A 23,944-nucleotide genomic window follows, 5' to 3' on the forward strand; every position below is an offset into this window, starting at 1 on the left:
TGCAAAAATGGTCTGTCATTCAAAGGAGGCAGCGTTGGCAGCTATCTCGGCCGTAATTTTGCCGGCCACCATGATCGCCCTTCTGCCATCGGATGAGCTTACGGCAATAGGGGTATTGTTTTTAATGGCATTGATGAAGTGTTCAAGTTCATCACGCAGTGCATTTATTTTTGGAATTTCGGGATGGATATAATCCAGTACCATCCCCTGCATTGCGTCCTGAATTTCACCGAACTGCTCAAGAATCTTCCTTGCTGCAAATGATTTAAGCGGATTTTTTGATGTAGCCTCTTCAGGTTTTACAAGCCGGAATACTTCAGACTTTCCGGTTGTAAGATCAAGTGAAGCATAACTTTTCGGATTGGTACCAAAAAAACGGAGCTTTCGCATTCTGCTTCGGCTGAGCCGACTTGCCGTGACATTGGCTGTTGCTCCATTGAGAAAATCTATCCGGGCTGTCGCCATGTCGAGTTCATTGGAAAACACCCGTACTCCCGATGCTGAAATGTGCCTGATATCCGAGGGGATAAGGGAGAGTACCAGATCAATGTCATGAATCATGAGGTCAAGCACAACGGAAACATCGGTAACACGCCGGGAAAATCCGCTTAGTCTTTCAGCCTGGATATACATGGGGCGACCGATATAGGACTCTACAGCACGCAGGGCGGGGTTGAAACGTTCAATGTGGCCGACCTGTATGCGAACACCGTTCTCTTTTTCAAGCCGGATAAGCTCATCAGCCTCTTCAACGGTTGTGGTTACCGGCTTTTCTATAAAAAGATGTAGACCCTGTTTAAGAAGTGCGGTGGCAATCGTGAAATGTGAGCTTGTCGTTGTCGCTATGACGGCGGCGTCGCATCTTATGGCAAGCTCCTCAAGAGAGCTGAAGCGGGGAACATGGTACCTTGCAGCCATTTCATCAGCACGGTTCCGGTCGAGATCAAAGATACCGGCACACGTTACATCCGGCAGCTCACGGGCGATTTCAGTGAGCAGTTTTGTGTGAAACTCTCCCAGCTTGCCAACACCGATAACACCTATCTGCATCTGTTATGCTCCTCTCTGAATATGGTGGTCAAACAAGTTTTTTCAGGAATTTCAGGATTCGGCAGAGGGTTCAAGCGCTTCGATTTTGTACTTGAACAGGTCGATTGCAATGACTGTACCCAGAAGAGTCAGAACTCCTGCAACAATATAGGGTGCATGGAAATTCATGCCATAGAGAATACTGCCGCTGAACGGACCCATGATACGGGCAAAAGAGTTTACCGATTGTGAAAGACCAAGAATCTGCCCCTGCTTCTCTTTGTAGCTGTAGAGAGAGATCATGGAGAAGTTAATAGGCGATACAAGTGAGGTGCCTATAGCAAAAAAGAAGAGGATAATGAGTCCAAGTGAAAAAAGTGAATCACGGGGAGCGAACGGTACGAAAAAGACACCGACAAAGGTAAAGAGGTGGCCCCACAAAAAGAGTTTGTGCTCCCCGAGTTTTTTAATCAGCTTTCCTATAAGACCGCCCTGGACGACTACCGACCAGATCCCTACGTAGGCAAAAATGTAACCTATCTGCTCATCAGTGGCCCTGAAATACTCCTTCCAGAGCAGAATTGAGGCAACCTGCATGTTTACAATGGCAAAGGTGTAGACATAGTTGGCTGTCATGAGCAGTGCAAGGGGACGGGATCGGAAAACCAGCTTTAGTCCCTCTCCATACTCCCTGAATTTTTCTCCAAGGAAATGACCCGCTGATTGTCGGGATGCTGTTTCATCACTATCCTTTTTCAAAAAACTGAAATTCAGTTTCTTTGCATTGGCATTGGACTCGGGAAGCAGAAACACAGCAAGGATAAAATCAAAGGCGATAAGTGCGGCCGAGACATATCCGACCATTTGAATGCCGTAGTTGTGCTTGAGAACACCTCCGATAAGTGGTCCAATGATAAATCCTATGCCGAAAGCAGCTCCAATCATCCCCATTGCTCCCGAACGGCTTTTGCTGTCGGTCACGTCAGTTATGTAGGCCTGTGCCGCAGCTATGTTAGCCGATCCGATTCCGGAGAGTCCTCTGGCAAATATGAGCAGCGCAATCGTGTCTGCCTGGGAAAAAACAAGATAGGAGAGCGCAGTGATGAAAATGCTGACAAGCATCACAGGGCGTCGGCCGATTTTGTCACTCAGCTTGCCCCAGAGGGGAGAAAATATAAACTGCATAATGGAGAAAATCGCGGCAATCAATCCGATCATAAACGGATTAGCACCGAGATCCTTGGAATAGGTAGGCAGCAGCGGCAGTACAATCCCGAACCCGATCAGATCCAGAAGAACAGTAAGAAGTAAGATGACCAGTGGGGAGCGCTTCATGCATGCGTGCTGTTTTGTTCCGCTAAAGCCACAAAGATAAAAAATTAACCGTGGTTTCTGGCAGTGAGAACCAAAAAATCAACGGGATGACGCTTCGTTCTGATTAATTATTGTATAAAGCTTCGTGATGCCCTCAACGACTCTCGGACCGGGACGAAGAAATATATTATTGTCAAACCGTTCATAGACCCGCCGGTTTTTCACTGCTGCAATATGCTGCCAGCCGGGACGATTCATGACTGCTCCGGCTGCGGAAGAGCTCTTTGACATATACATGCAGGCAATCACATCCGGATTTTGTTCGATAACCCACTCCTGGGAGATCTCAAAATACTCCTTCTCAACGGCGTCGCCTATATTTCTTCCCCCGGCATAGGCGATGAGGGATGAGATATAGCTCCCTTTACCTCCCGTCCAGAGCGGATCATCCCAGATTTCAAGATAGAGCGAGTTTTTATGCTTTGCGCTGTCTGCCTTTTTCCGGAACTGCGCCAGTCCATCGGTGATGACCCTGGCAAGAGAGTCCGCCTCCTGAATATGGCCGGTCAGTCTGCCCAGTTTCCGGAGGGCGAACGGGATATCATCCGGGTTTTTGCAGGAAATGGTTGATCGTTGAATACCGAGAGCAGATATCTTTTTACCGGACTCCTCTTCGGCCAGATCAACATCAATAACCATATCAGGATGAATTGATGCAAGGAGTTCAAGGGAAGGGCGGCCGAATGCGCCTATAACCGGAACTTTTGACGCAGCCGGAGGCCAGTCGCAGGCACTGGTGCGCCCAACAAGCTGATCACCGGCTCCAATGGCATAGATCATCTCCGTGACACTCGGTGCAAGGCTGACAATTCTCGGCTTTACGTCCGGAAGAGCGGTTTGTGCCTCCTGTTTTTGACTGCAACCGGACTCAAGCGTGAGAAGCATGAGAAAAAAAAGCATCAAAAAGGCGTTAAGTCGAATAGTGAGCATATCACGAATCTCTCTGTCAATCATTGAATGAGAACGGCTCCTGCATGAATAGTGATGCCAATCATCAAATATGCAATTTACATAAAAATCAGATGGCAATGGGAGAAGAAAGGGAAGTGAACAGCTTTCGATGTGCTCGAAAACTGATTGGCCTGATGATCGCCTCCCCTGCATTTTTCACCAGATCATCCTGCTTTTGGCAAACCCCGGCCATCCTCAGTGACAAATAAAACAGTACGCATTAGCAATAATTGAACTTTTAATTGCTTACTTTTATTGATATAGAGAATAAAGGAATAGGTTAATGTGCTTTTACCTGTTTTTTTATGACGTTGCTCTGACAAATAAAGCTATACTCTATAAGCAGGATATTCATCCAAGTTATGCGGGATTTCTTTTTGTTAGCTATACACAGATAAAAAAAAACACCCATAATGATTCGCGGCTTTTTGTTTTAATAACCTGTACCTGTCTCTGAAAAACTAAATAGTAAAAAAATGAAACCATTTAATCCGCTCCTGAGAGCCCTCTTTATTCCGGGAATGCTCTTTCTCGGTGCCTGCTGCTGTGAGAAGGATGTTGTTGTTGCTCCTGAACCACCGCCACCACCTCCTCCGGCACCTGTAGCAGTTGTTATACCAGGGCTTGGTGATGTTTTTTATGATTTTGACAAGTCAGCACTCCGTTCGGATGCTGTCGCCCAGCTTGATACCAATGCCAATTGGATGAAGACCAATTCAGCTAAAAGCGTTGTTGTTGAAGGCCATTGCGACGAGAGAGGAACCAATGAGTATAACCTGGCTCTTGGTGAAAGACGGGCAAATGCGGCCAAGGATTACATCGTTAATCTCGGCGTTGATGCTGCTCGACTCAAGACGGTCAGTTACGGTGAGGAGAAGCCATTTGCTGCGGGCAGCAATGAAGAGGCATGGGCTCAGAACAGAAGAGCACACTTTGTTTCTGAATAACCATTTACCTGACCTGTTTGCCTGAATTGAGGGCAGAGAACATTGTTCTTGTGTGTGTGTGTGTTGTTCTTTCTTCGTCAGGTTGGCATGCAAGGCTGCATCTGTTTAATCACTGCAGCCTTGCATTGCTTTTTTATGGGGGGTGGATTTGTTTTGAAATATTTTTCGTAAACTGATAAATAAATTTCAATTAAATCGCAGTTTTGGCTTCAGAATGTATCAAGAAAAGAATATTTGACGTATAATTTACGCGCTTGGCCTAATTTCTCCTGAAATTATCATTCAGCTCACTGCTCATGGTAATCCTTCTTAAGAGCGGTTGTCTGAAATCAATTGCTCCGGACCTGCATCGAAAGCAGGAATAAACCGAAAAAGAAGTATATGAAAAAAGGAAACGCACATTCGGCCCATTTCTCGGAATTACGAAAGCAGGCCGAAGCTCTGCTGAACACAGGAGCCAGGAAATATCCTGATTTTTCCCACTCACATGAGGAGATGCAGCGTGTTGTCCATGAACTTGCTGTTCACCAGATTGAACTTGAGATGCAGCAGGATGAGTTGCTGCAAACAAGGACCGATCTGGAAGAGAGTCTGGAGTGCTATACTGAACTTTTTGACTTTGCGCCGCTTGCCTATTTGACGCTCTCTGCAAACGGCAAAATTCGTCAGGTCAACCTGACCGGAACAAAACTTCTTGGTATCGACCGCTCCAAACTTATTGGAGACCGGTTCGGGCGATTTATTGCTCCAGACGATCTGCCTGTTTTTAATGATTTCCTGGCAACGGTATTCAGTCAGCACAAGAGTTGTTCCTGTGAAGTAAGGCTCGGCATTGATGCCGGCAATACCGTCATTTCCCGGAACTCTTTTGCATCTCCTGACGAGTCAATTGTGCCTGATCACCACATAATCCGTATTGATGCCATCCAGAGCCCTGACGGTAAGGAGTGCCGGGCGGTAGTATCCGATATAAGTATGCAAAAACTGGCTGAACGTGAGCAGAGCGCCAGGAAGAAAACAGTGATTCATACCCCCGGCAGTGGCGTGTCAAACAAGAACAACGACACGGCTCCCGACTTTAACCACCAGCTGATTGATAAGGTGATTCACGCAAGAATCAGGTTTGCCGCGCTTTCCTATCTTTTCTCCGTTGATCAGGCCTGCTTTGTAGAGATAAAAAAGAAGGTCCACACTTCAGACGGTAATTTAAGTGTTCACTTGCGGATGCTTGAATCCGCCGAATATATAAGCTGCGACAAGGACCTTCAGGCCCGTAAGCCTCAAACCATCTACAGCATCACCCAGAAGGGTCATGATGCCTTTGTCCGTTACAAGGAGAGTATAACCGGTCTGTACGGTACATAATCCGGTGGTTACGATATAAAAAAAAGCTTCGTGATCCATCCTTCTTCTCTTCTCTATACCTTATGGAACAAATCATTCTCCATAAGGTCACCAAATGCCCGTACCACACTTCTTCGCCCCCATATCATTCTGCTTGGTTCTATCGGTATGCTCGCTTGACGAGAGGCCTGACAAAACAGCCCGCTGAGGTTTAAAAAGACTGTATCTACATATAATGAAACAAAATATATTCATATCATATATTTTTTCGTTTCTATGGAATTTATTCCGGTGTGTATTTGTTTTATTATTATCGCTTTAAATAGTAAAGCGCTCTATGAAAGAGCAAGATTATAGTGTATAATGAATCACAGGATAGAGCAAAACCATCATCTTCATCCTTTCCTGTTCAGAAGCTGTTTCTTCAACAGCTGTAGTGTGTAAAAGGCAGTCATTTCGATGCAATTGCTTTTTTCAGTACTTAGTATTCAATACTCATTAGTATAGCTTTATTTATTAACGCTTTATTCATGCTCGTGCAGTTATGGAATAAAATGGACTTTTTATATCTGATATTCCTGATTAAAAAAAAAAGACGAATCATCACAACAAATCAAAAGGAGAGGCAACATGCTCGAAACAATCGCAATTATCCTGGTGATCCTCTGGATACTTGGTCTGGTTACCTCGTACACCATGGGAGGACTTATTCATGCACTGCTTGTCATCGCAATTGTAGTCATTCTCATTCGAGTAATTCAGGGCCGACGTATCTGAGGGGAGAGGAAAAGTCTGAACTATGATGCGGATTGAAGAGCTGGATTTTTATACCGGAAAAGCCGGAACAACGGTGTGCAACTGGTCTTGAACTGAATGGTCAGCCGAAGGCAGGTAGTATCATCACAATGCATAACATGTTAACAGGAGATAAACGATGAAAAAAACAATCTGGCTGGCAGCCGGTATTACCGGCATGCTGCTCGGCAATCCATCAACAGCGGTACAGGCCGCCGTGCATCCGCAGCTTTCTATTGTGATTGATTCCCGGCCGAATTTTATCACTCTGAGAAACAGGGGGCTATCGGTATCCCTCGGAAGTCCCTATGACATCATTTTCTATGGCCAGCGCTACTACATTAACCAGAATGGCACCTGGTACCGCTCTTCAAGCTATCGCGGGCCCTGGAGCTACATCCGCTCAAGCAATCTGCCTTACCAGATCCGCCGTTACAGCATTGACGACATAAGGAGATTTCGTGACACCGAGAACCGGCGCCGCGAATATTCACAAAGGCGAACGCTCCGACAGCAGCAGACTGATGAGAACAACCGGAGAGTTCTTGAGCAGAAACGCAGCGACGAAAATACCCAGAGAACACTCGATCAGCAGCGCAGCGATGAAAACAACAGAAGAATCCTTGAACAGCAGCGCAGCGATGAAAACAACAGAAGAATGCTCCAGCAGCAGCGCAACGATCAGCAACGCAACTGATGAACAGGTTGTAACATGAAGAGTGATTCACGGCTCATGCATTCTGTTTCATGAGCCGGGAGTGCTCGATTTCAGATGGGTAGTGAAGAAAAGGATTTCAAATAACGGAAACGATGAAAAACAGGGAGATCTCTCATGAGCATGAAAGAAGCATATAAAAAGAAAGCCGCTGCAGAGCTTGAACTCGCTCAGGCAAGATTGGCCGAGTTTAAAGCCAAAGCAAAAAGTGCGTCAGCAGACTTACAGGTCAACTATGCAAAACAGATTGAAGAGCTTGATAATGGAGTCGGCGTTGCAAAGGGAAAACTGAAAGAGCTCGGTGATGCAGGAGAGGAGGCGTGGGAGAAACTCAAGGATGGTGTGGAGAGTGCTCTGCGCTCGGTGAGTGCATCTATCCGGGATATTGCAGACAAAATAAAACATTGACGAGAGGGCTTCGGCCCCGTAAGTGGATATGAGTGTTACGAAAGATTGGGACATGCGCTGAAAACGGTTAATGAGACAATCGTTAACCACAATGGAGAGAGCAATGAACAAGAGTAAACGAACGTCACTCGATTTAATGAACAATATCTACACTCTTGCATACTGGATGACCGGATCAGAAACAGAGAGTAATGAGCTTGTCAACAAAACCTATAGCAGGATCGATCAGGATATGACCGACAAGGAGATATTCAGAACTTTCAGATCATGCTATTTCACCAGTATTGAGCCCGAAGGGCAGCTTGCTGCTGATGTCTCCACTCTGATTGGCGTCAGCAGTGAAGAGTCACTGCGTCAGCGGTTTGCCGACATAAAACTCTCGGTGTTGCTATCAGAGATACCCGGAATAAGGCACAGGGATATATCAAAGATAATCGGCAAACCCCTGTTAACAGTTCGATGGTGGTTGTCGCTTGGGCGAAAATCTCTTGTCAACACACAACGGCTAATACCTCCGATAGAGATGTGTCTGCCGATTGCCGGAGCACTGCAATGAAAAAAAAACTTCGCATAGCTCAAATCGCACCCCTGGTGGAGCGCGTACCTCCAAAAAAGTACGGGGGTACAGAGCGGGTTGTCTATCATCTGACAGAGGGGCTTGTCGAGAAGGGCCATGATGTCACCCTCTTTGCTTCAGGAGACTCCCTGACAAGTGCCAGGCTGGTTGCCCCGATTAAAGAGGCTCTCCGTCTTGGAAGAAAAAGTTACTCGCCGATCATCGTCAACATGATGATGTTAAGCCGTGTCTATGAGAAGATGTTCAGGGAGTTCGACATCGTCCATTCCCATCTTGAATACCTCACCCTCCCCTATGCATACAAGGCGCAGGTGCCAACCGTCCTGACGATGCACGGCCGGCTTGATCTTGGCAACTACCGGGATGTGCTGCGACTCTATCCTGAAATGGCCTATGTTTCCATCAGCGATTCACAACGTGCTCCGGTGCCGGATATCAACTGGGCTAAAACCATATATCATGGATATCCCGCATCCTGTTTTGAGTTTAATGAGCACCCTGATGACTATTTCCTCTACCTCGGCCGTTTTTCAGAGGAAAAAAGACCCGAGCAGGCAATCATGCTTGCCAGAGCGTGCAATATCCCGTTGAAAATTGCCGCTAAAATTGATCCGGCCGATCAGAACTATTTTGACAAAAAAATCAGGCCTCTGCTTGATCACCCGCTCATAGACTATGTAGGCGAGGTGGATGACCGCCAGAAGGTAGGGCTGCTGAAAAATGCCAAAGCGCTGCTCAACACCATTGACTGGCCTGAACCCTTCGGCCTGGTGATGATTGAAGCTCTTGCCTGCGGTACACCGGTGATTGTGAGAGGTTGTGGCTCTGCTCCGGAAGTGATCACGCATGGCAAAACGGGATTTATCTGTAACAGCAAGCAGGAGTTTATTGATGCTATTCATCATGTGGATCGCCTGTCACGAAAAACCTGCCGGAATGAGTTTGAACGGCGTTTTTCGCTCTCGGAAATGGTGGGGAACTATGAAGATCTCTACTATAGCCTGCAGGAGAAAAAAATAAACCGGTATCCACTATCCGCTCCATTGCTCAAAAATGGAGTTCCAAGTTTCCGCTGATCCCGATGGCTATACGACGTCAGGATGAATACACATGATGTGGATTGGCGGAATTTTATTAATGAAATAACCAGAGTAGATCATGGCTGATGCATTGCATAAATCGTTTACCTGGAGAGTGTTCATCAGCTTCGGGCTCTTCATCGCCTTTCTGATGATTCTTGTTTCGGGTGTGATTCTCTATATCGGGCCTTCAGGCAGAGCACCCGCTGCTGCGGCATGGCGTATGATCGGCCTCACTAAAGGGGAGTGGCAGAACCAGCACATTATTTTCGGGTTTGCCTTTTCCCTGCTTTCACTCTTCCATCTGCTTGTGATTAACTGGAAGGCCTTTTTCTCCTACGTGAAGTCAAAAGCCGTTGCCGGGATCAAAAGTCCCGGAGAGCTTGTTTTCATTATGGCGCTCTCGCTCTTCTTCGGAATTGGCACCTACTACAAGATAGAGCCCTTTTCAGCGATCCTTGAGTTTGGCAAAACCATCGCCAAGTCATGGGAAGGCAAACCGGTAAACAAACCGCAGAGCATTCAGGGATCAGCCGGGGAGATGAACAGCCGGAGTAAACCCGCTGAATGATGGTCCGGGTACAATACAATTGACAGAGATGGGAAATCCAGGGTAACCGCATTATCAACCTGTTGCTCAGATGAAAAAGAAGATCAACGCACTCCGGAAGCGGGAACTTCAACCTGCATCACCTCCCGAACCCTCAGGGTTCAATCATTTTCTGTATGGAACCGCCCGTTCATTGATCTGCCTGTTGCTGCTTTCAGCCGCAAATTCGCATCTGGTTGAAGCAAAAACCGCAGCCGAGGTTTTCCAGGATATTTCCGGAAGCGTGGTAGTCGTACAGAACTATGACAGCAACAACAAGCTGCAAAGCATGGGGAGCGGCATTATTCTGCCTTCCGGAAACGTGGCAACAAACTGTCATGTGATTGAAAAAGCCGGACGACTGGCGATTATCTACCAGAAAAAAGAGTATCCGGCCAAAGCCCGCTATACCGACCGTTTCAGGGATGTCTGCTCCCTTACAGTCTCCGGCCTGCAAGCCTCGCAACTCATCCTTGGAGACACCAATCAACTCAAGGTAGGATCCAAAGTCTATGCCATAGGTGCACCCCAGGGACTTGAGCTGACTTTTTCCGACGGTATCATCTCCGGCCTGCGAACGGTCGATAAAGGACACTATATTCAGTCTACTGCACCAATATCACTCGGCTCAAGCGGGGGTGGTCTGTTTGATGAGAATGCCAGGTTGATTGGTCTGCCCACCTATTTTTTCAAACAGGGTCAACAGTTGAATTTCGCCCTTCCTGTGGAGTGGGTTATCGATCTTCCTAATCGTCAGTCTGTAGAGTCAAAGGTAAATGCCAACGATATTGATTGGACCTATCAGGTTACCGCCCTTGAGGAAAAACAGGATTGGGGAGGGATGGTCCAGCTCTGCCAGAGATGGACAAAACAGCTTCCATCAAGCAGCAACGCATGGGGGTATTTAGGTGTCGCCTATCTTCAGAAAGGTGATCTGACCCTTGCAATTGAAGCGTATCAGGCTGCGGTTCTTATTCGTCCTGAATATTCTCAATACTGGGCAGATCTTGGTGCCGCCTATGGCAGGGAGGGGCAAAAGCTCAAAAAAATAGAGGCTTACAAAAAAGCGGTGAGGCTCAACAATGATTATGCTCTCGGCTGGATCAACCTTGCCAATGCCTGTGTTCAGAACGGGGAGTATGAACAAGCCATCCTTGCTTACCTGGAGGTGTTACGGATCACACCAGGGGACGCTTCGTCCTGGTATAATATGGGTCATGCCTATCGCGATGCCGGCCAATTCATTAAAGCTGTCGAGGCTTACCGGAAAGCGGCAACGCTCTCTCCCGGCAATGCACAATATTTGATAAAACTTGGTCAGGCTTATGGCATGGCCGGTCAGGATGTCAAGCAGCTCGAAGCCTACAGAAAAGCCCTGGTCGTCAATCCGGCTTATGTTGATGCATGGCTCTATCTGGGGGTTGCCTATAATAAATCAAAGATGGAAATTCAGGAGCGTGACGCTTATCTGAAAGCCCTTCTTATTGATCCGAATCACAATGCGGTACTCTTCAATCTTGGCCAGAACTATCTTGAACACGGTAATCGCCAAAAAGGTATGGAGGTCTATTCCCGTCTGAAAGAGCTGAATCAGGATCTTGCCCAGCAATTCTATAACAATTTCAGCAAGCTGATGTTTTTTAAAACCGCGATGCGGTAAAGGGCAGCTCATAAAAGGGAGTTGTCATGAATCACCTGAACAATTTATGTGTAGTGATTTTTCAATCAAGCAGGTCAACAGAGGAACAGAAAGATGACTACTCTATCCATCAGAAAGCATAGCGTACTCCGCACCATGATCAGATGCATAGGCTTGTTGGCACTGTTGCTTATGCCTTCAGAACTTCGGGCGGCACCGATGCCCTCGGAATTGAGGATTGATTATGCCGATTACAATCCGCTCAGTTACGTCCTGAAAAAATTCGGTTGGCTGGAAAAGGAGTTTGAAGCAGACCATGTTGCTGTCCGGTGGATATTCAGCGAAGGGAGTAATCAGGGGCTTGATTTTCTGACAAACGGCAGTGTAGATTTTGCCTCCACGTCAGCGCTGCCCAGTCTGATCTCAAAAGCAAAAGGAAGTCCGATCAAGGCGGTCTATATCTTTTCGCATCCTGACTGGATTTCACTGGTAGTTAATCGTGATTCTCCCATTAAATCGGTCCGTGGCCTAAAGGGTAAAAAGATTGCAGCAACGCCTGTTACTGAACCCTATTTTTTTCTGCTCCGGGCGTTGCATGAGGTTGGTTTACAGAAAAGTGATGTAATAATTCTTCCCCTGAATCATAAGCAGGGGCGTATTGCACTTGAAACAAATAAAGTTGATGCATGGGCCGGCATTGATCCTTACGGCATTTCAAGTCAACTGGAGAGCGGAAGTCGTGTGATCTACCGTAACGAGGCATTCAACAGTAATGGTTTTTTGACCATAACAGAGCCATTTGCAGTCAGATACCCGGACGTGGTCTCACGGGTCATCAGAATATATGAAAGAGTACGCAAGTGGGCGGTAACCCATCCTGATGATCTGGCGGTGATCTACTCTGATGAATCCGGAATCTCCCTGCCGATTGCGAAGGTGACCCTCAGCAAGGTTGATCTTTCCCGTCCGGTTCCGGCAATGGAAGACATCATCCATCTGAGGGAAGCCGTACCCGTTCTGGTGAAGGAGAAGATGGTCAGTGACAGCAGTGTAGCCAACAAGGTGATTGACGATCTGGTTGATCCCGCTTTTCTTCCGGGCAAATAACACCGATGCTGAAAGAGTGCGGTTAAGGCGCAACCGGAAAAGAGTAGGTGCATAAAAATTCTTGCGAAAAGCTGCCTCTCAGGCAAAATGAGGCAGCTTTTTTTATTCTACAGAACCCGATGGGCGACCCTGGTACCGGAGCAACTCACTCATGGAGCTGGAGCCAACACCTCTTATGCTTGTAAAGTAAATATGTCAGGACAATCTCTCCTTATAATTTGTGCTGCTACTATTTGATTATCTGAAGCGTTATTACTGGTATAGATGAAATCATCCGTTTAAAATCATCATGGGAATCAATTCCCTTACATACCTCCAGCGCATTCCGGTCTCCATTGAGGAGGCCTGGGCTTTTTTCTCCAATCCAGCTAATCTGTCAAAAATCACTCCTCCTGAAATGATGGTCACCATAACCAGCGGAACGGGTGAAAATCGCATATATGAGGGCATGATCATTACCTACACCCTCTATCCCTTCATGATGATTCCCGTCCAGTGGGAAACAGAGATCACCATGGTATCGAAACCCTATTTTTTTGAAGATGTCCAGAATTCCGGCCCATATGAGTACTGGCATCATCGTCACGCTTTCAGAGAGGTTCCCGGCGGTGTTGAGATGGTGGACTCTCTTGAGTACGCCCTGCCGATGGGATTGTTTGGTGAGTTCGTCAACACGCTGATTGTTTCCCGGCGACTTGAGGAGGTGTTCAGGTACAGAAGAGAGCGGATTGAGGAGATTTTAGGACGATTATAAGCAGCGTAAAACATTACCGATGATGCCGCACAATTACGCTGTGATATTGCGTAAATGATACATGAAACCGAATATTCCGGATTGATGAAGTTTGTTTCTTTGTCGGGAATTTCTTATCTATGTGGCATTACAACTGTTCTTTCGTCGTAGCTGGTGCCGGCTTAAAAGCCGGAGAATAGGGAATTACGTGAAAATCGTAAACTGTACCCGCAACTGTACAACGGTAACCGCAACAAGCGAGGCATGGCCACATGCTCACGCTCTTTGTGGCAGTTTCAGGTCACTGCATGTTCTCCTCCAGGGGGAACGGCGGGAAGGCCGGAGCAGATTGAGACCGTGATAGTCAGGAGACCTGCCAGTTATTATTTGCATTACAAGATCGGACTACGGGTTATAGTCGGGGCAAAGCTGTACTTCTTTTGCATTGCTCACCGCTTGATCTTTTTGCACAGCATTTTTTGATATTCCCGAACCGTTAAGCATCATTGAACGGTTGTCACTCTCTTGAAGTCAAAAAACCTGTTGCGGAAATCTTGAGCAGACAGTGTCGATTTCGGTTACATGCCGCCTTTGAAAGACCCCTGTCAGTTTACTTCTATAAAACTGAAAACAGGTTTACACCTTCAATGAACAAAAAAGTATTTCTCGTGGTGATGGCCGCTCTTTTGAGCAGCAAAGGTCTGCTTGCTGATGAACAGCCAAAACACTTTACCGGTGAGGAGACGGTTGTTACGGCCACAAAAACCATCAACTCAATCAGTAACGCCGGAGGTGCATCGGTAACGGTCATTACTTCGGCTGAGATCCGGGCTTCCGGAAAGCACACGGTAGAAGATCTGCTCAAAGGTGTAGCGGGTATTGATGTTTCCGCTAACGGTGGACCAGGCTCCATGACATCGCTCTTTATTCGCGGGGGTGATGCCAAAAACACGCTTGTACTGATTGACGGAGTTCCGGTCAACGATCCGGCTACGACAAACCGTACGGCAAGCCTCTCCAACCTTACACTCGACAATGTTGAAAAGATTGAGGTTGTCCGAGGCTCGCTCAGTGTGCTCTACGGAAGCAATGCCACTGCCGGAGTTATCAATATCCTGACCAAAAAAGGCGATGGCCCCATGAAATCCTATGCCGGTATCGAAGGGGGAGCATACGGGACGTATAAAATCAACGGGGGCGTGAGCGGAAAAACCGGTAAATCGGCATATGCGCTCTCACTTGCCCGACTGAAGTCAGACGGATTTTCCTTTGCCGACGACCGCAATCCGCGTATTCCGCACAGCGGCAATACCAGTGAACATGACGGCTATGAAAACACGACACTCTCCGGATCCTACTCCTATGAGCTGGCAGCCTCATCGGTTCTTGAAACCACCTTTCGCTATACTGACGCTTCGGTACGGTATGATGAGTCGGCCAACGGCTATACCGGTGACCGGTTTACCTATGTGTGGCCATCCTATGTAGCAAATCCCGCCGGTCTGAAGGAGCAGCATAATGACAGCCGTCAGTATGTCGGAAGGGTTGCCTATAAAAATTGCGGCAAGGTAATCGGAAACACGCTATTCGTGCAGTTCACCAATGAGGAGAGAACCGATTTCGATAACGACGGCGTAAAAACAAACACCTTCACCGGCAAGATGCAGGAGATCGGCTGGCAGGGCGATATGCAGGTTACTGACGCCAATATGCTGACAATTGGTTTATCCGGCAAAAATGAGAGTATGAACTATCATGACTTTGTCTGGGGAGCACCCCTGATCGACAGGTCGGTACTTTCGGGAAATATCTGGCTGCAGGATCAATGGAGTGTTGATAATCTGAAACTGGTAGCGGGAGTCCGGTATGAGGATAATGAGATTTTCGGCAGTAAGGTTACGGCAAGGGTAGCGCCGTCATACAGAATCGGCGAAACCGTTCTGAAGGCAAGTTACGGTACCGGTTTTCTTGCCCCCTCGCTCTATCAGCTCTATTCGGATTACGGCTCGGAAACCCTCAAACCTGAAACAAGCACCGGCATTGATGCCGGAGTCGAACATCGCTTTCGTGATAACCTCCGGGCCGGGATTACCTGGTTCCGATCGGTCTATGACGACAGAATTGATTTTGATATGGTAACATGGAAATATGCCCAGGTTGCCGGAACATCCAAATCACGGGGCATTGAGAGTTTTATTGAATGGCAGCCGCTTCAGGCCCTTCAGCTCGCCATGAATTATACCCATAACAAAACCGAAGACCCTCTGGGTGTACAGCTGGTGCGTCGTCCTGAAAACAAGGTTGGCATCTCCGGCAGATACCGCATCGGCAAATCAGCCGCATTTGGTGCCGGCATGCAGTGGGTCGATGAACGAAAAGAGGTTGCATCAGCAAAGGATAGCAGCGGAACAGCTGTCGGCAAGCTTCCGGACTATTTCCTCCTGAACCTGAACGGATCATACAATCTGTCCGAAAAGGTCGAATTATACGGACGCATCGACAATGTATTCAATACCTGGTACGAAGAGGCCTGGGGTTACGCAACTCCGGGAAGGTCGGCCTATGCAGGAGTCAAGATTGCCTTTTAATGAGCACCTCTATAAATCTGTTACGCGATCCGATTGCTTCGTTGGTCGGTGCTCGAAATCCTCAAGTACTCCTTGTACATTCCGGTTTCTGCGCTCCGTCCGCCTCGCACTCAAACCGCTCACGACGATTTATAGAGGAGCTCTAATGCGCTAATGCAGGGAAAAACAGGATTAAATCAATAACCAATGTATAGTTATGAATATGACCATTAGCGAACAGGAAAGGGAGGCACTCTACAAGGTCATCTACAACCGGAGGGACGTGCGGGGGCAGTTTCTTGCAAACCCTGTACCGGAAGAGGTAATCTCGCGGCTTCTTGACGCGGCTCACCATGCGCCGAGTGTCGGATTTATGCAGCCCTGGGATTTTATTGTTGTCAAGGATCGTGCTGTTCGCCGCAAAGTCAGGGATGGTTTTGAGGTTGCTCACGCCGAAGCTGCGGCAATGTTCAGCGAAGAGAAGCAGGAGCAGTATCGCTCGTTCAAGCTGGAGGGGATTATGGAATCCCCTCTTGGCATCTGCATCACCTGCGACCGAACGCGCAGCGGGGAGGTGGTGATCGGCCGCACAGCAAACCCGGAGATGGATCTCTACAGCTCGGTCTGTGCCGTGCAGAACCTCTGGCTTGCGGCAAGGGCGGAAAACCTCGGTGTCGGCTGGGTCAGTATCATACATAACGACCATATCCGTGAAGTACTCGGTATTCCGGAGCATATTGTCCCGGTTGCCTGGCTCTGTGTCGGCTATGTAAGCTTTTTTCATGAAACACCGGAACTTGAGCAGGCTGGCTGGCTGCCGAGAATGGAGCTTGACTCACTGGTTCATTACGAAACATGGTAAAAGCTGAAAACAAATCAAGTGCCCTTGCAATTTTTGGCACAGCTTCAGATGTCGGCAAAAGCATTGTAGCAACCGCCCTCTGCCGGATATTCAGCAATGCCGGTATTGATGTCGCCCCGTTCAAGGCGCAGAACATGTCGAATAACTCCGGCGTTACCCATGACGGCTTCGAAATCGGACGCGCCCAGATAGCCCAGGCTGAAGCCGCACGTGTTGCCCCCTCCGCCGATATGAATCCGGTACTGCTGAAACCCAACTCCGATACCGGGGCCCAGGTTGTGCTTCAGGGGAAGGTGTGCACCGACCGGACGGCCAGAGAGTATTTCGGCGACACCAAACGGTGGTCTGAAGCTGCATTTGAGAGTCTTGAGCGGTTGATGATGAAGCATGAGCTGGTCGTGATCGAAGGAGCCGGATCCTGTGCGGAGATGAATCTCTACGAAAGGGATTTTGTTAATTTCAAAACTGCACGAAGGGCAAAAGCATCGGTCATTCTTGTTGCCGATATTGACAGGGGAGGCGTCTTTGCGCAGGTTGCCGGAACACTCGCCATTATTCCGCCAGAAGACCGGGCTCTGGTAAAAGGGGTTATCATTAACCGCTTTCGGGGAGATATCTCCCTCTTCCGCGATGGCGTTGCCATGCTTGAAGCTATGACCGGCGTTCCGGTTCTCGGTGTTATTCCTTACTTCAGGGGGTTCAGCATTGATGCCGAAGATGCCGTACCCCTCTCCTCCAAAGTTGATCCGGCGGGAGCTCCTTCCCCTGATAAGATCGGCGTTGCCGCAATCTATTTTCCGCACATCTCCAATTTTACCGATCTGTCGCCGCTGGAGCATGATTCGAGGGTTGAGCTGCACTACCTCCACTACCCGAGATCCCTGAAGGGGTACAAGGCGCTCATTCTTCCCGGTTCGAAAAATGTGCGTGGCGATCTTGGCTGGCTCCTCTCTCTGGGATGGGAGAGTGAAATCCGGAAATTCAGGGAGGAGGGGGGAGTCATCATGGGTATCTGCGGCGGCTACCAGATGCTTGGAAACTCGATTGCCGACCCTCATGGTGTTGAAGGCACTCCCGGAACGGCACGGGCTCTCGGCTATCTTGATGTTGAAACCGTGCTTGAGAAGGATAAATGCCTTGCAAACGCAAAAGGAACCATTGTCGACGGCAATATCCCGGCTTCAGGATACGAAATCCATATGGGAAGAAGCACCGTTTCGGGTGCATGCAGACCGTTTATCCGGCTCTCGGAGCGGAACAATAATCCGGAAAATGATCTTGACGGGGCAGTAAGTTGTGATGGAAAGGTGTTTGGAACCTATTTTCATGGTATTTTCAGTGAAAGAGGGGTAAAGGAGTGGTTTCTTCTCCGCTCTCAGCCCTCCTGCCAGCCGCAAGGGCAGGAGAGTGATGTGAGTGTGGAGAGTTATGAGCGTCTTGCCGGACACTTCACCCTGCATCTTGATCTTGACAAGGTTTTCAGCATTATTGATCGGTCACAACCATGAAAACACTCTTTCATCACGAGCACGGTGGTGCACGGGCAGGCAAAGAGAGAGCCGAGGGTCGCGAGGTGCTTGACTTCAGTGTCAATATCAGTCCGCTCGTTCCGCCAATCGGAGAACTTTCGTTTGATGATATGCAGCCCCGACACTACCCCTCAATTGATGGTCGCGGTGTACGGCGTTTTTATGCGGATAAATTCGAACTTAACCCGGCTTCGGTCCTTCCGCTGAACGGTGCCATTGAAGGGATCTACCTCGTTCCGCGTGCACTTTGCATCCGTCGTCTTCTCCTGCTCTCGCCCTCTTTTTATGACTATGAGCGGGCAGGAAGAGTTGCCGGTGCCGAGATCAGCTATATTCATCTGGAGAGAGAGAACCGATTTCGTTTGCCGGGCATTGAAGAACTTGCCGCTGCGCTTGCAGAGGCCGATGCTTTTTTTGCGGCAAATCCCAATAATCCAACCGGAACCAAACTCCCCCCGGAAATTATAATGGCCCTTGCAAGCCGTTTTCCTGATAAATGGTTTATTGTCGATGAGGCATTTATCCAGTTTACTGCTGCCTTTCCGGATAACTCCCTCATGGGGAAGGTGCATGCACTGAAAAATGTTATTGTCATTCACTCGCTCACAAAATTCTATGCCCTGCCCGGTTTGAGGCTTGGGGCGGTTGTTGCACATCCGGAAATCATTTGCCATCTGCTCGACTACAAGGAGCCCTGGACGGTCAATTCAGCTGCTGAATCGGTCGCAGTAAAACTTTTGGAGTGCAACGGATTTGACCGGGAGCTTCGTGAGCTGATTTTCAGGGAGAGAACAAGAGTTGCTGCCGCTCTCTCTGAAATCGAAGGGCTGCATCTCTATGGCGGCAGGGCCAACTTCTTTCTTGCCCAGTGGCAGAGAGGTGTTTCGCTGGACGAACTGCTGGAGTATCTTCGCTCGGTCGGGATTCATGTCAGGGACTGCCGGAATTTTGCCGGGCTTGAGGTTAACTATTTCCGTTTTGCCATTATGTTGCCGGAAGAGAATAACCGTCTTCTGGCAGCTGTACGGGGTGCCGCCGGATTAAACAGGGAGAACTGAGTTGACTGACGCACTTCCGGAAGCCCTTGTAGCTTCAGCATTCCTGCTTGACCTCTCACTGGGTGACCCGCGATGGATGCCGCATCCGGTGAGGGGGATAGGCTGGTTTGCGCTCCGCCTTGAATCCCTGATGCGTCGCTCACCCCTCCCGTTACGGGTTACCGGTATAACAACCGTAATTGCTGTTGTCGGAGCCTCTGCCGGAACAGCTTGGCTCCTGATCACTTGTGCTGTAAAACTGCATCCTCTCGGTGGAGCTGCCATGAGCATCTACCTGCTCTACACCTCATTTGCCGTTCGCGATCTTGGCGATCATGCCGCCGCGGTAGAGCGGGCGCTTATAGCCGGTGATATTAACGAAGCACGCCGAAAGGTATCCTGTATAGTCGGACGCGATACGCAGGAGATGAACGCAGGCGGGATTGCTCTTGCAGCTACGGAGAGTGTGGCGGAGAACAGTGTTGACGGCGTGACCGCGCCGCTCTTCTATGCGCTGCTCCTCGGCCCGGTCGGGGCAATCGCCTACAAGGCAGTCAACACCCTCGACTCCACTTTCGGCTATAAAAACGAGCGCTATCTTGCGTTCGGATGGGCATCGGCAAAGCTCGATGACCTTGCCAACTGGCTTCCGGCAAGAGTAACGGTACTCTTCATCATGTTCGGGGCAGCTTTCAATAAACTCAGGGTTTTTGATATCTTTCCTGCTGTCCGGAAAAGCGCTAAACTGCACGCAAGTCCGAACGCCGGTTATCCTGAAGCAGCCTTTGCCGGAGCGCTTGGTGTTCAGTTCGGAGGTCCAAGGTCTTACGGTGGAGAGCTGCACCATGCGCCGATTCTCGGAGTTAAAACGGGGGAGTGCACCCCCCGGACAATCCGCCAAAGCATAACCCTGATGCGCACAACCGCGATTATCTTTCTTTTGTGCGGGATCGGAATCAGGATATTGTTGACCCACACAACACCAATCGAAATATGGATACAATGAAACGAACAAGAATCCTTCTCTTTACCGGTAATGGCAAGGGCAAAAGCACAGCGGCATTCGGGATGCTCGCAAGGGCACTGGGTCATGGTATGCGGGCAAGGGTGATACAGTTTGTGAAATCTGACAGCTCGGTTGGTGAGCAGAAATTTTTCAGCCGGTTTCAGGAGGTGGAGTGGGAGCAGTTCGGTCTCGGGTTTCTGCCGAGGGATCGCGAAAGCGCTGAAATGGAGAGTCATCGTCGTGCCGCCCGTGAAGGGCTTGATGCTGCCCTCGCAGCGCTTGCTTCACCCGATTATGACTTAGTCCTGCTTGACGAGGTCTGTTATGCCCTTGGCGAGCAGCTCTTTGACATTGAACCGCTGCTTGAAGCGCTCAGGAGTGTAAGGGAGGGGAAAATTGTTGTGCTTACCGGACGCAATGCTCCGGCGTCGCTTGTTGCCGCCGCTGATACCGTTACGGAGATGACCCTCCTCAAACATGCTTTCCAGCAGGGTATTGCCGCCTCTGCAGGCGTAGAAAACTGAAGCCATGAAGCAGAGCAGCACTCCCAGGGTCTGTCGGGACAACAGCTTTACCAGCAATCAGCCTCAAAAAGCGCGGCTCCGCATTGTGCTGTTTCTTCTGGCAATTCCACTGCTTCTCGCGCTGTCACTGCTCTTCGGGCCATCCGGTATAGGGCTGCCCGATATGAACTCTCCGGCAGGAGGCGCAATTCTCTCACTGCGGTACAGTCGACTGTTGATGGGGATGATGACGGGAGCCGCGCTCTCGGCTTCCGGCGTGGTTTTTCAGGCTCTCTTGCGCAACCCTCTTGCCGAACCTTATGTTCTCGGGGTCAGCGGCGGCGCAGGGCTCGGCGCAACCATAAGCATCCTTGCGGGTTCGAGTGTTATTCTCTCATTAAGCCTTCCGGTTGTCGCCTTTGTTTCAGCAGTTCTGACCTTGATGGTTGTCTACGGCATTGCCCGGCAGGGGTCAAGCGGTCAACCCTCGGTTTACTCTCTTATTCTCAGCGGTGTTATTGTCAGTTCGATCTGCTCAAGCATTATCATGTTCATGGTCTCTACGGCAAGCGTAGAGGGGTTGCATAACGTCATCTGGTGGATGCTCGGCAGCCTGCAGCCCGTCTCCACCGGCCAGCAGCTCCTCTCTCTCGGTCTTATCGTTTCGGCCCTTTTCGGAATATGGCTCCTCTCCCCCCGGCTCAACGCCCTTGCACTCGGGAGGGAGATGGCCCACTATCAGGGAGTACATGCAGATCTTATCATTGTTTCGGGTCTCCTTTGTGCGACACTGCTTGCCGCCACAGCGGTCTCGCTCTCCGGCATGATCGGCTTCGTAGGTCTTATTGTACCCCATGTCATGCGTGCGCTTTTCGGGCCGGACAACCGCCGGCTCGTGCCCCTTTCCGCTCTCGGAGGGGGAACCTTTCTGGTGCTCTGCGATGCGGTCGCCAGAACCCTTATGGCTCCGGTAGAGATTCCTGTGGGGGTCGTGACCGCTCTTGCGGGGGGGCCTTTCTTTCTGATTATTCTGCAACGGAGGATGAAGCAGGCATGGATAGCTTAATGGGTGCCCTTGTATGAGTGAAAACGCACTGACATTTGATAATGTATCGGCCGGATACAAGGAGAGAGTGGTACTCGACGGGGTCTCATTTGCCATCGCGGAGGGGGAGTTTGTCTCCCTTATCGGCCCGAACGGTTGCGGCAAGAGTACACTCCTGAAAACTGCTGCCGCGCTGCTCAAACCGTTGTCGGGCAGTGTGACGCTCTTCGGTCAGGATGTCCGGCACCTCAAGCCTGCCGTGCGGGCTTCGCTTCTTGGCGTTGTGCCCCAGAAAATCGACTCACCCATGGCGTTTACGGTGAGCCAGATTGTCATGAACGGAAGAATCAGTTCCATCGGGCCATGGGGCTCACCCTCTCCGCTCGACCACGACATCGTTGAGCGATCCATGATCTATACCGATGTTTCGGAACTTCGTGACCGGTTTTTTACCGAGCTGAGCGGAGGGGAACAGCAGCGCGTTGCCCTTGCCATGGTGCTTGCCCAGGAGCCCAAAATCATCATGCTTGACGAATCCATCGCCCATCTTGATATCAACCACCGTCAGGAGGTGCTCCAGATTCTCATGAACCTCAACCGTCAAAAACGGATGACCATCCTGCTCGTCAGCCATGATCTGACGCTCTCGGCCGGAATTTCGGACCGTTTTCTGCTTATGGACAAGGGTGCTCTGGTAAAAGCAGGGACACCGGCGGAGGTGCTCCAGGCGGAACTGCTCAGCCGGGTCTATAACTGCGAATTGCGTGTACTGCAGGATCCCTATACCGGATATCTCCAGGTATCGGGTGCGCAGGATACGCTGCGACGACGTCGAAAACTTGGCAAAACGGTTCATGTCATTGCCGGAGGAGGGAGCGGACTTGAACTCTACCGCAGGCTTCTTATTGAAGGGTACGAGGTGACTACCGGCGTACTCAACCGCCTCGACTCCGATGCTGAAGCGGCAAGGGCGCTCAACATAAGGGCGGTGCTTGAACAGCCCTTCTCTCCTGTTGGCAGCGATGCTATCAATGAGGCATCAACAATGATTGATGCGGCCGATTATGTAATTCTGAGCAGTGTTCCCTTCGGTTCAGGTAATCTTGTCAACCTCCGGCTTGCCGAAGGTGCGCTCAAAAGCGGCAAAACTGTTCTTCTTGCTGCGGACATTGCCGGGCGTGACTATACCGAAGGTAAAGCGGCACTTGCTCTATCGAAAAGTATGTTGAGCGCAGGTGCTGTCAACTGGCAAACTATTCCGGAGCTGATGAGCATGCTCCAGCAACACCACACCTTCAACCCATGAGTTGTAAACAGCGATTTCCCTTCCGTTTCGGAACAAGTTCCTATATCATCCCGGCTGATATCATTCCCAATGTTGAATACCTCAGGGAGAGGGTGGACGATATCGAACTGGTTCTCTTTGAATCCGATGAGTTCAGCAACCTTCCATCTCCTGAAGACATGCAGAGGCTTGCAGAGCTCGCCGGGGAGTCCGCGCTTACCTACTCGGTTCATCTTCCGCTCGACAGCTATCTCGGTAGTCCCGACAGAGCAGTACGAAAGCAATCGGTCGGCAAGTGCCTTCGTATTATCGAGCTGACCCGTACGCTGCCGAAATCGGCTTTTGTTCTGCACTTTGAATCCGGGCCTGGTGAGGATATCAACGGTTTTTCAGCGAGTCAAAAGAGGGATTTTACCGAAGGCCTTCGCGAATCGCTCCGGATGCTTCTTGACGGGTGCGGGGAACCGGCGTCGACATTCTGTGCAGAAAACCTCAACTACCCCTTTGAGCTGGTCTGGCCGGTGATCGAAGAGTTCGCGCTCTCTGTTACGCTGGATGTCGGCCATCTTGAGTTTTACGGCTTTCCGACCGGTGCGTACCTCGAACGCTATCTCTCCAGAGCAAAAGTGCTGCACATGCACGGCACTCTTGACGGGAAGGATCACAACTCGCTTGCATGCATGAAACCGGAAGCTCTTGATCTGGTGATGTCGCACCTTTACCGATATCCTGATCCCGGACGGGTCTTCACCATGGAGATCTTTTCAGAGAGTGATTTTGACTCATCCTGTGCGGTCATGGAGCGCTTTCTCTCCTGACTGAT

At 49.6% G+C, this 23,944-nt stretch carries 23 protein-coding genes and 1 riboswitch; of the genes, 20 read left to right on the forward strand and 3 right to left on the reverse strand.

From position 1 onward, the window contains the following. Window positions 1-15: 15 nt before the first annotated feature. The 3 genes from G9409_RS07120 to G9409_RS07130 all read right to left on the reverse strand — a co-directional run bounded on the left by G9409_RS07120 (window position 16) and on the right by G9409_RS07130 (window position 3,357). Window positions 16-1,050 (reverse strand): Gfo/Idh/MocA family oxidoreductase, encoded by a 1,035-nt coding sequence (locus G9409_RS07120; RefSeq protein WP_166808114.1) that lies wholly within the window; start codon window positions 1,048-1,050, stop codon window positions 16-18. A 51-nt stretch (window positions 1,051-1,101) separates the two neighbouring features. Continuing rightward, on the reverse strand, window positions 1,102-2,364 hold the full coding sequence (locus tag G9409_RS07125) for an MFS transporter (protein ID WP_166808115.1): 1,263 nt from the start codon (window positions 2,362-2,364) through the stop codon (window positions 1,102-1,104). 78 nt (window positions 2,365-2,442) lie between these two features. Next, window positions 2,443-3,357, reverse strand: coding sequence for a cobalamin-binding protein (locus G9409_RS07130; RefSeq protein WP_235923260.1), 915 nt, complete (start codon window positions 3,355-3,357; stop codon window positions 2,443-2,445). 473 nt (window positions 3,358-3,830) lie between these two features. Here G9409_RS07130 and pal point away from each other — a divergent pair, with 473 nt between their 5' ends. From pal to cbiR, 20 genes are all read left to right on the forward strand, one after another. Next, window positions 3,831-4,301 carry a peptidoglycan-associated lipoprotein Pal gene (gene pal, locus G9409_RS07135; protein ID WP_166808116.1) on the forward strand — a complete coding sequence of 157 codons (471 nt, stop codon included), beginning with the start codon at window positions 3,831-3,833 and terminating at the stop codon, window positions 4,299-4,301. A gap of 381 nt (window positions 4,302-4,682) precedes the next feature. After that, entirely contained in the window at window positions 4,683-5,666 is a 984-nt protein-coding gene (locus G9409_RS07140) for a transcriptional regulator (protein WP_166808117.1), read from the forward strand. 609 nt (window positions 5,667-6,275) lie between these two features. Next, window positions 6,276-6,422, forward strand: a complete 147-nt coding sequence (locus G9409_RS07145; RefSeq protein WP_166808118.1) for a lmo0937 family membrane protein — start codon at window positions 6,276-6,278, stop codon at window positions 6,420-6,422. A 157-nt stretch (window positions 6,423-6,579) separates the two neighbouring features. Next, a complete protein-coding gene (locus tag G9409_RS07150) occupies window positions 6,580-7,137 on the forward strand; it encodes a YXWGXW repeat-containing protein (protein ID WP_166808119.1) in 558 nt (185 codons plus the stop codon). A 135-nt stretch (window positions 7,138-7,272) separates the two neighbouring features. Beyond that, the gene (locus G9409_RS07155) at window positions 7,273-7,563 is read left to right on the forward strand and encodes a sll1863 family stress response protein (RefSeq protein WP_166808120.1); all 291 of its coding nucleotides are present in this window, start codon (window positions 7,273-7,275) and stop codon (window positions 7,561-7,563) included. 103 nt (window positions 7,564-7,666) lie between these two features. After that, a complete protein-coding gene (locus G9409_RS07160; RefSeq protein ID WP_166808121.1) occupies window positions 7,667-8,119 on the forward strand; it encodes an RNA polymerase subunit sigma-24 in 453 nt (150 codons plus the stop codon). Beyond that, window positions 8,116-9,216, forward strand: a complete 1,101-nt coding sequence (locus G9409_RS07165; RefSeq protein ID WP_166808122.1) for a glycosyltransferase family 4 protein — start codon at window positions 8,116-8,118, stop codon at window positions 9,214-9,216. Before G9409_RS07160 ends, G9409_RS07165 begins: the two co-directional genes overlap by 4 nt. A gap of 82 nt (window positions 9,217-9,298) precedes the next feature. Further along, window positions 9,299-9,790 (forward strand): DUF4405 domain-containing protein, encoded by a 492-nt coding sequence (locus tag G9409_RS07170; protein ID WP_166808123.1) that lies wholly within the window; start codon window positions 9,299-9,301, stop codon window positions 9,788-9,790. A 70-nt stretch (window positions 9,791-9,860) separates the two neighbouring features. Next, window positions 9,861-11,468, forward strand: coding sequence for a tetratricopeptide repeat-containing S1 family peptidase (locus G9409_RS07175; protein WP_166808124.1), 1,608 nt, complete (start codon window positions 9,861-9,863; stop codon window positions 11,466-11,468). 93 nt (window positions 11,469-11,561) lie between these two features. Next, on the forward strand, window positions 11,562-12,554 hold the full coding sequence (locus G9409_RS07180) for an aliphatic sulfonate ABC transporter substrate-binding protein (RefSeq protein ID WP_235923261.1): 993 nt from the start codon (window positions 11,562-11,564) through the stop codon (window positions 12,552-12,554). A 289-nt stretch (window positions 12,555-12,843) separates the two neighbouring features. Continuing rightward, window positions 12,844-13,308, forward strand: coding sequence for an SRPBCC family protein (locus G9409_RS07185; RefSeq protein ID WP_166808125.1), 465 nt, complete (start codon window positions 12,844-12,846; stop codon window positions 13,306-13,308). A 134-nt stretch (window positions 13,309-13,442) separates the two neighbouring features. Next, window positions 13,443-13,682: riboswitch (cobalamin riboswitch) on the forward strand. A 252-nt stretch (window positions 13,683-13,934) separates the two neighbouring features. Next, window positions 13,935-15,875 (forward strand): TonB-dependent receptor plug domain-containing protein, encoded by a 1,941-nt coding sequence (locus G9409_RS07190; RefSeq protein ID WP_166808126.1) that lies wholly within the window; start codon window positions 13,935-13,937, stop codon window positions 15,873-15,875. Between the two features lie 196 nt (window positions 15,876-16,071). Then, on the forward strand, window positions 16,072-16,716 hold the full coding sequence (gene bluB / locus G9409_RS07195) for a 5,6-dimethylbenzimidazole synthase (RefSeq protein WP_208019681.1): 645 nt from the start codon (window positions 16,072-16,074) through the stop codon (window positions 16,714-16,716). Beyond that, window positions 16,710-18,224: a cobyric acid synthase gene (locus G9409_RS07200; RefSeq protein ID WP_166808127.1), complete on the forward strand. Its 1,515-nt coding sequence runs from the start codon at window positions 16,710-16,712 to the stop codon at window positions 18,222-18,224. Before bluB ends, G9409_RS07200 begins: the two co-directional genes overlap by 7 nt. Further along, window positions 18,221-19,303 carry a threonine-phosphate decarboxylase CobD gene (gene cobD, locus G9409_RS07205; RefSeq protein WP_166808128.1) on the forward strand — a complete coding sequence of 361 codons (1,083 nt, stop codon included), beginning with the start codon at window positions 18,221-18,223 and terminating at the stop codon, window positions 19,301-19,303. Before G9409_RS07200 ends, cobD begins: the two co-directional genes overlap by 4 nt. A 1-nt stretch (window position 19,304) precedes the next feature. Continuing rightward, complete coding sequence (gene cbiB, locus G9409_RS07210; protein WP_166808129.1) at window positions 19,305-20,288, forward strand: adenosylcobinamide-phosphate synthase CbiB; 984 nt, start codon at window positions 19,305-19,307, stop codon at window positions 20,286-20,288. Beyond that, window positions 20,285-20,812 (forward strand): cob(I)yrinic acid a,c-diamide adenosyltransferase, encoded by a 528-nt coding sequence (gene cobO / locus G9409_RS07215; protein WP_235923262.1) that lies wholly within the window; start codon window positions 20,285-20,287, stop codon window positions 20,810-20,812. Before cbiB ends, cobO begins: the two co-directional genes overlap by 4 nt. 4 nt (window positions 20,813-20,816) lie before the next feature. After that, the gene (locus tag G9409_RS07220) at window positions 20,817-21,857 is read left to right on the forward strand and encodes a FecCD family ABC transporter permease (RefSeq protein ID WP_166808131.1); all 1,041 of its coding nucleotides are present in this window, start codon (window positions 20,817-20,819) and stop codon (window positions 21,855-21,857) included. A 13-nt stretch (window positions 21,858-21,870) separates the two neighbouring features. Further along, window positions 21,871-23,142 carry an ABC transporter ATP-binding protein gene (locus G9409_RS07225; RefSeq protein ID WP_166808132.1) on the forward strand — a complete coding sequence of 424 codons (1,272 nt, stop codon included), beginning with the start codon at window positions 21,871-21,873 and terminating at the stop codon, window positions 23,140-23,142. Continuing rightward, window positions 23,139-23,939 (forward strand): cobamide remodeling phosphodiesterase CbiR, encoded by an 801-nt coding sequence (cbiR, locus tag G9409_RS07230; RefSeq protein ID WP_166808133.1) that lies wholly within the window; start codon window positions 23,139-23,141, stop codon window positions 23,937-23,939. The genes G9409_RS07225 and cbiR overlap by 4 nt, the downstream gene beginning before the upstream one ends. Window positions 23,940-23,944: the final 5 nt, after the last annotated feature.

The sequence above is a fragment of the Candidatus Chlorobium masyuteum genome, from assembly GCF_011601315.1.
GTDB lineage: Bacteria > Bacteroidota > Chlorobiia > Chlorobiales > Chlorobiaceae > Chlorobium > Chlorobium masyuteum.

Bases quoted from the DNA above. Each gene is read 5' to 3' on its own strand.
- cbiR (WP_166808133.1), top strand. From the start codon at position 23,139: ATGAGTTGTAAACAGCGATTTCCCTTCCGTTTCGGAACAAGTTCCTAT.
- G9409_RS07155 (WP_166808120.1), top strand. From the start codon at position 7,273: ATGAGCATGAAAGAAGCATATAAAAAGAAAGCCGCTGCAGAGCTTGAA.
- G9409_RS07140 (WP_166808117.1), top strand. From the start codon at position 4,683: ATGAAAAAAGGAAACGCACATTCGGCCCATTTCTCGGAATTACGAAAG.
- G9409_RS07130 (WP_235923260.1), bottom strand. From the start codon at position 3,357: ATGATTGACAGAGAGATTCGTGATATGCTCACTATTCGACTTAACGCC.
- G9409_RS07120 (WP_166808114.1), bottom strand. From the start codon at position 1,050: ATGCAGATAGGTGTTATCGGTGTTGGCAAGCTGGGAGAGTTTCACACA.
- G9409_RS07145 (WP_166808118.1), top strand. From the start codon at position 6,276: ATGCTCGAAACAATCGCAATTATCCTGGTGATCCTCTGGATACTTGGT.
- G9409_RS07125 (WP_166808115.1), bottom strand. From the start codon at position 2,364: ATGAAGCGCTCCCCACTGGTCATCTTACTTCTTACTGTTCTTCTGGAT.
- G9409_RS07185 (WP_166808125.1), top strand. From the start codon at position 12,844: ATGGGAATCAATTCCCTTACATACCTCCAGCGCATTCCGGTCTCCATT.
- G9409_RS07220 (WP_166808131.1), top strand. From the start codon at position 20,817: ATGAAGCAGAGCAGCACTCCCAGGGTCTGTCGGGACAACAGCTTTACC.
- G9409_RS07175 (WP_166808124.1), top strand. From the start codon at position 9,861: ATGAAAAAGAAGATCAACGCACTCCGGAAGCGGGAACTTCAACCTGCA.
- G9409_RS07150 (WP_166808119.1), top strand. From the start codon at position 6,580: ATGAAAAAAACAATCTGGCTGGCAGCCGGTATTACCGGCATGCTGCTC.
- cobO (WP_235923262.1), top strand. From the start codon at position 20,285: ATGAAACGAACAAGAATCCTTCTCTTTACCGGTAATGGCAAGGGCAAA.
- bluB (WP_208019681.1), top strand. From the start codon at position 16,072: ATGAATATGACCATTAGCGAACAGGAAAGGGAGGCACTCTACAAGGTC.
- G9409_RS07225 (WP_166808132.1), top strand. From the start codon at position 21,871: ATGAGTGAAAACGCACTGACATTTGATAATGTATCGGCCGGATACAAG.
- G9409_RS07180 (WP_235923261.1), top strand. From the start codon at position 11,562: ATGACTACTCTATCCATCAGAAAGCATAGCGTACTCCGCACCATGATC.
- cobD (WP_166808128.1), top strand. From the start codon at position 18,221: ATGAAAACACTCTTTCATCACGAGCACGGTGGTGCACGGGCAGGCAAA.
- G9409_RS07160 (WP_166808121.1), top strand. From the start codon at position 7,667: ATGAACAAGAGTAAACGAACGTCACTCGATTTAATGAACAATATCTAC.
- G9409_RS07200 (WP_166808127.1), top strand. From the start codon at position 16,710: ATGGTAAAAGCTGAAAACAAATCAAGTGCCCTTGCAATTTTTGGCACA.
- pal (WP_166808116.1), top strand. From the start codon at position 3,831: ATGAAACCATTTAATCCGCTCCTGAGAGCCCTCTTTATTCCGGGAATG.
- G9409_RS07165 (WP_166808122.1), top strand. From the start codon at position 8,116: ATGAAAAAAAAACTTCGCATAGCTCAAATCGCACCCCTGGTGGAGCGC.
- G9409_RS07190 (WP_166808126.1), top strand. From the start codon at position 13,935: ATGAACAAAAAAGTATTTCTCGTGGTGATGGCCGCTCTTTTGAGCAGC.
- G9409_RS07170 (WP_166808123.1), top strand. From the start codon at position 9,299: ATGGCTGATGCATTGCATAAATCGTTTACCTGGAGAGTGTTCATCAGC.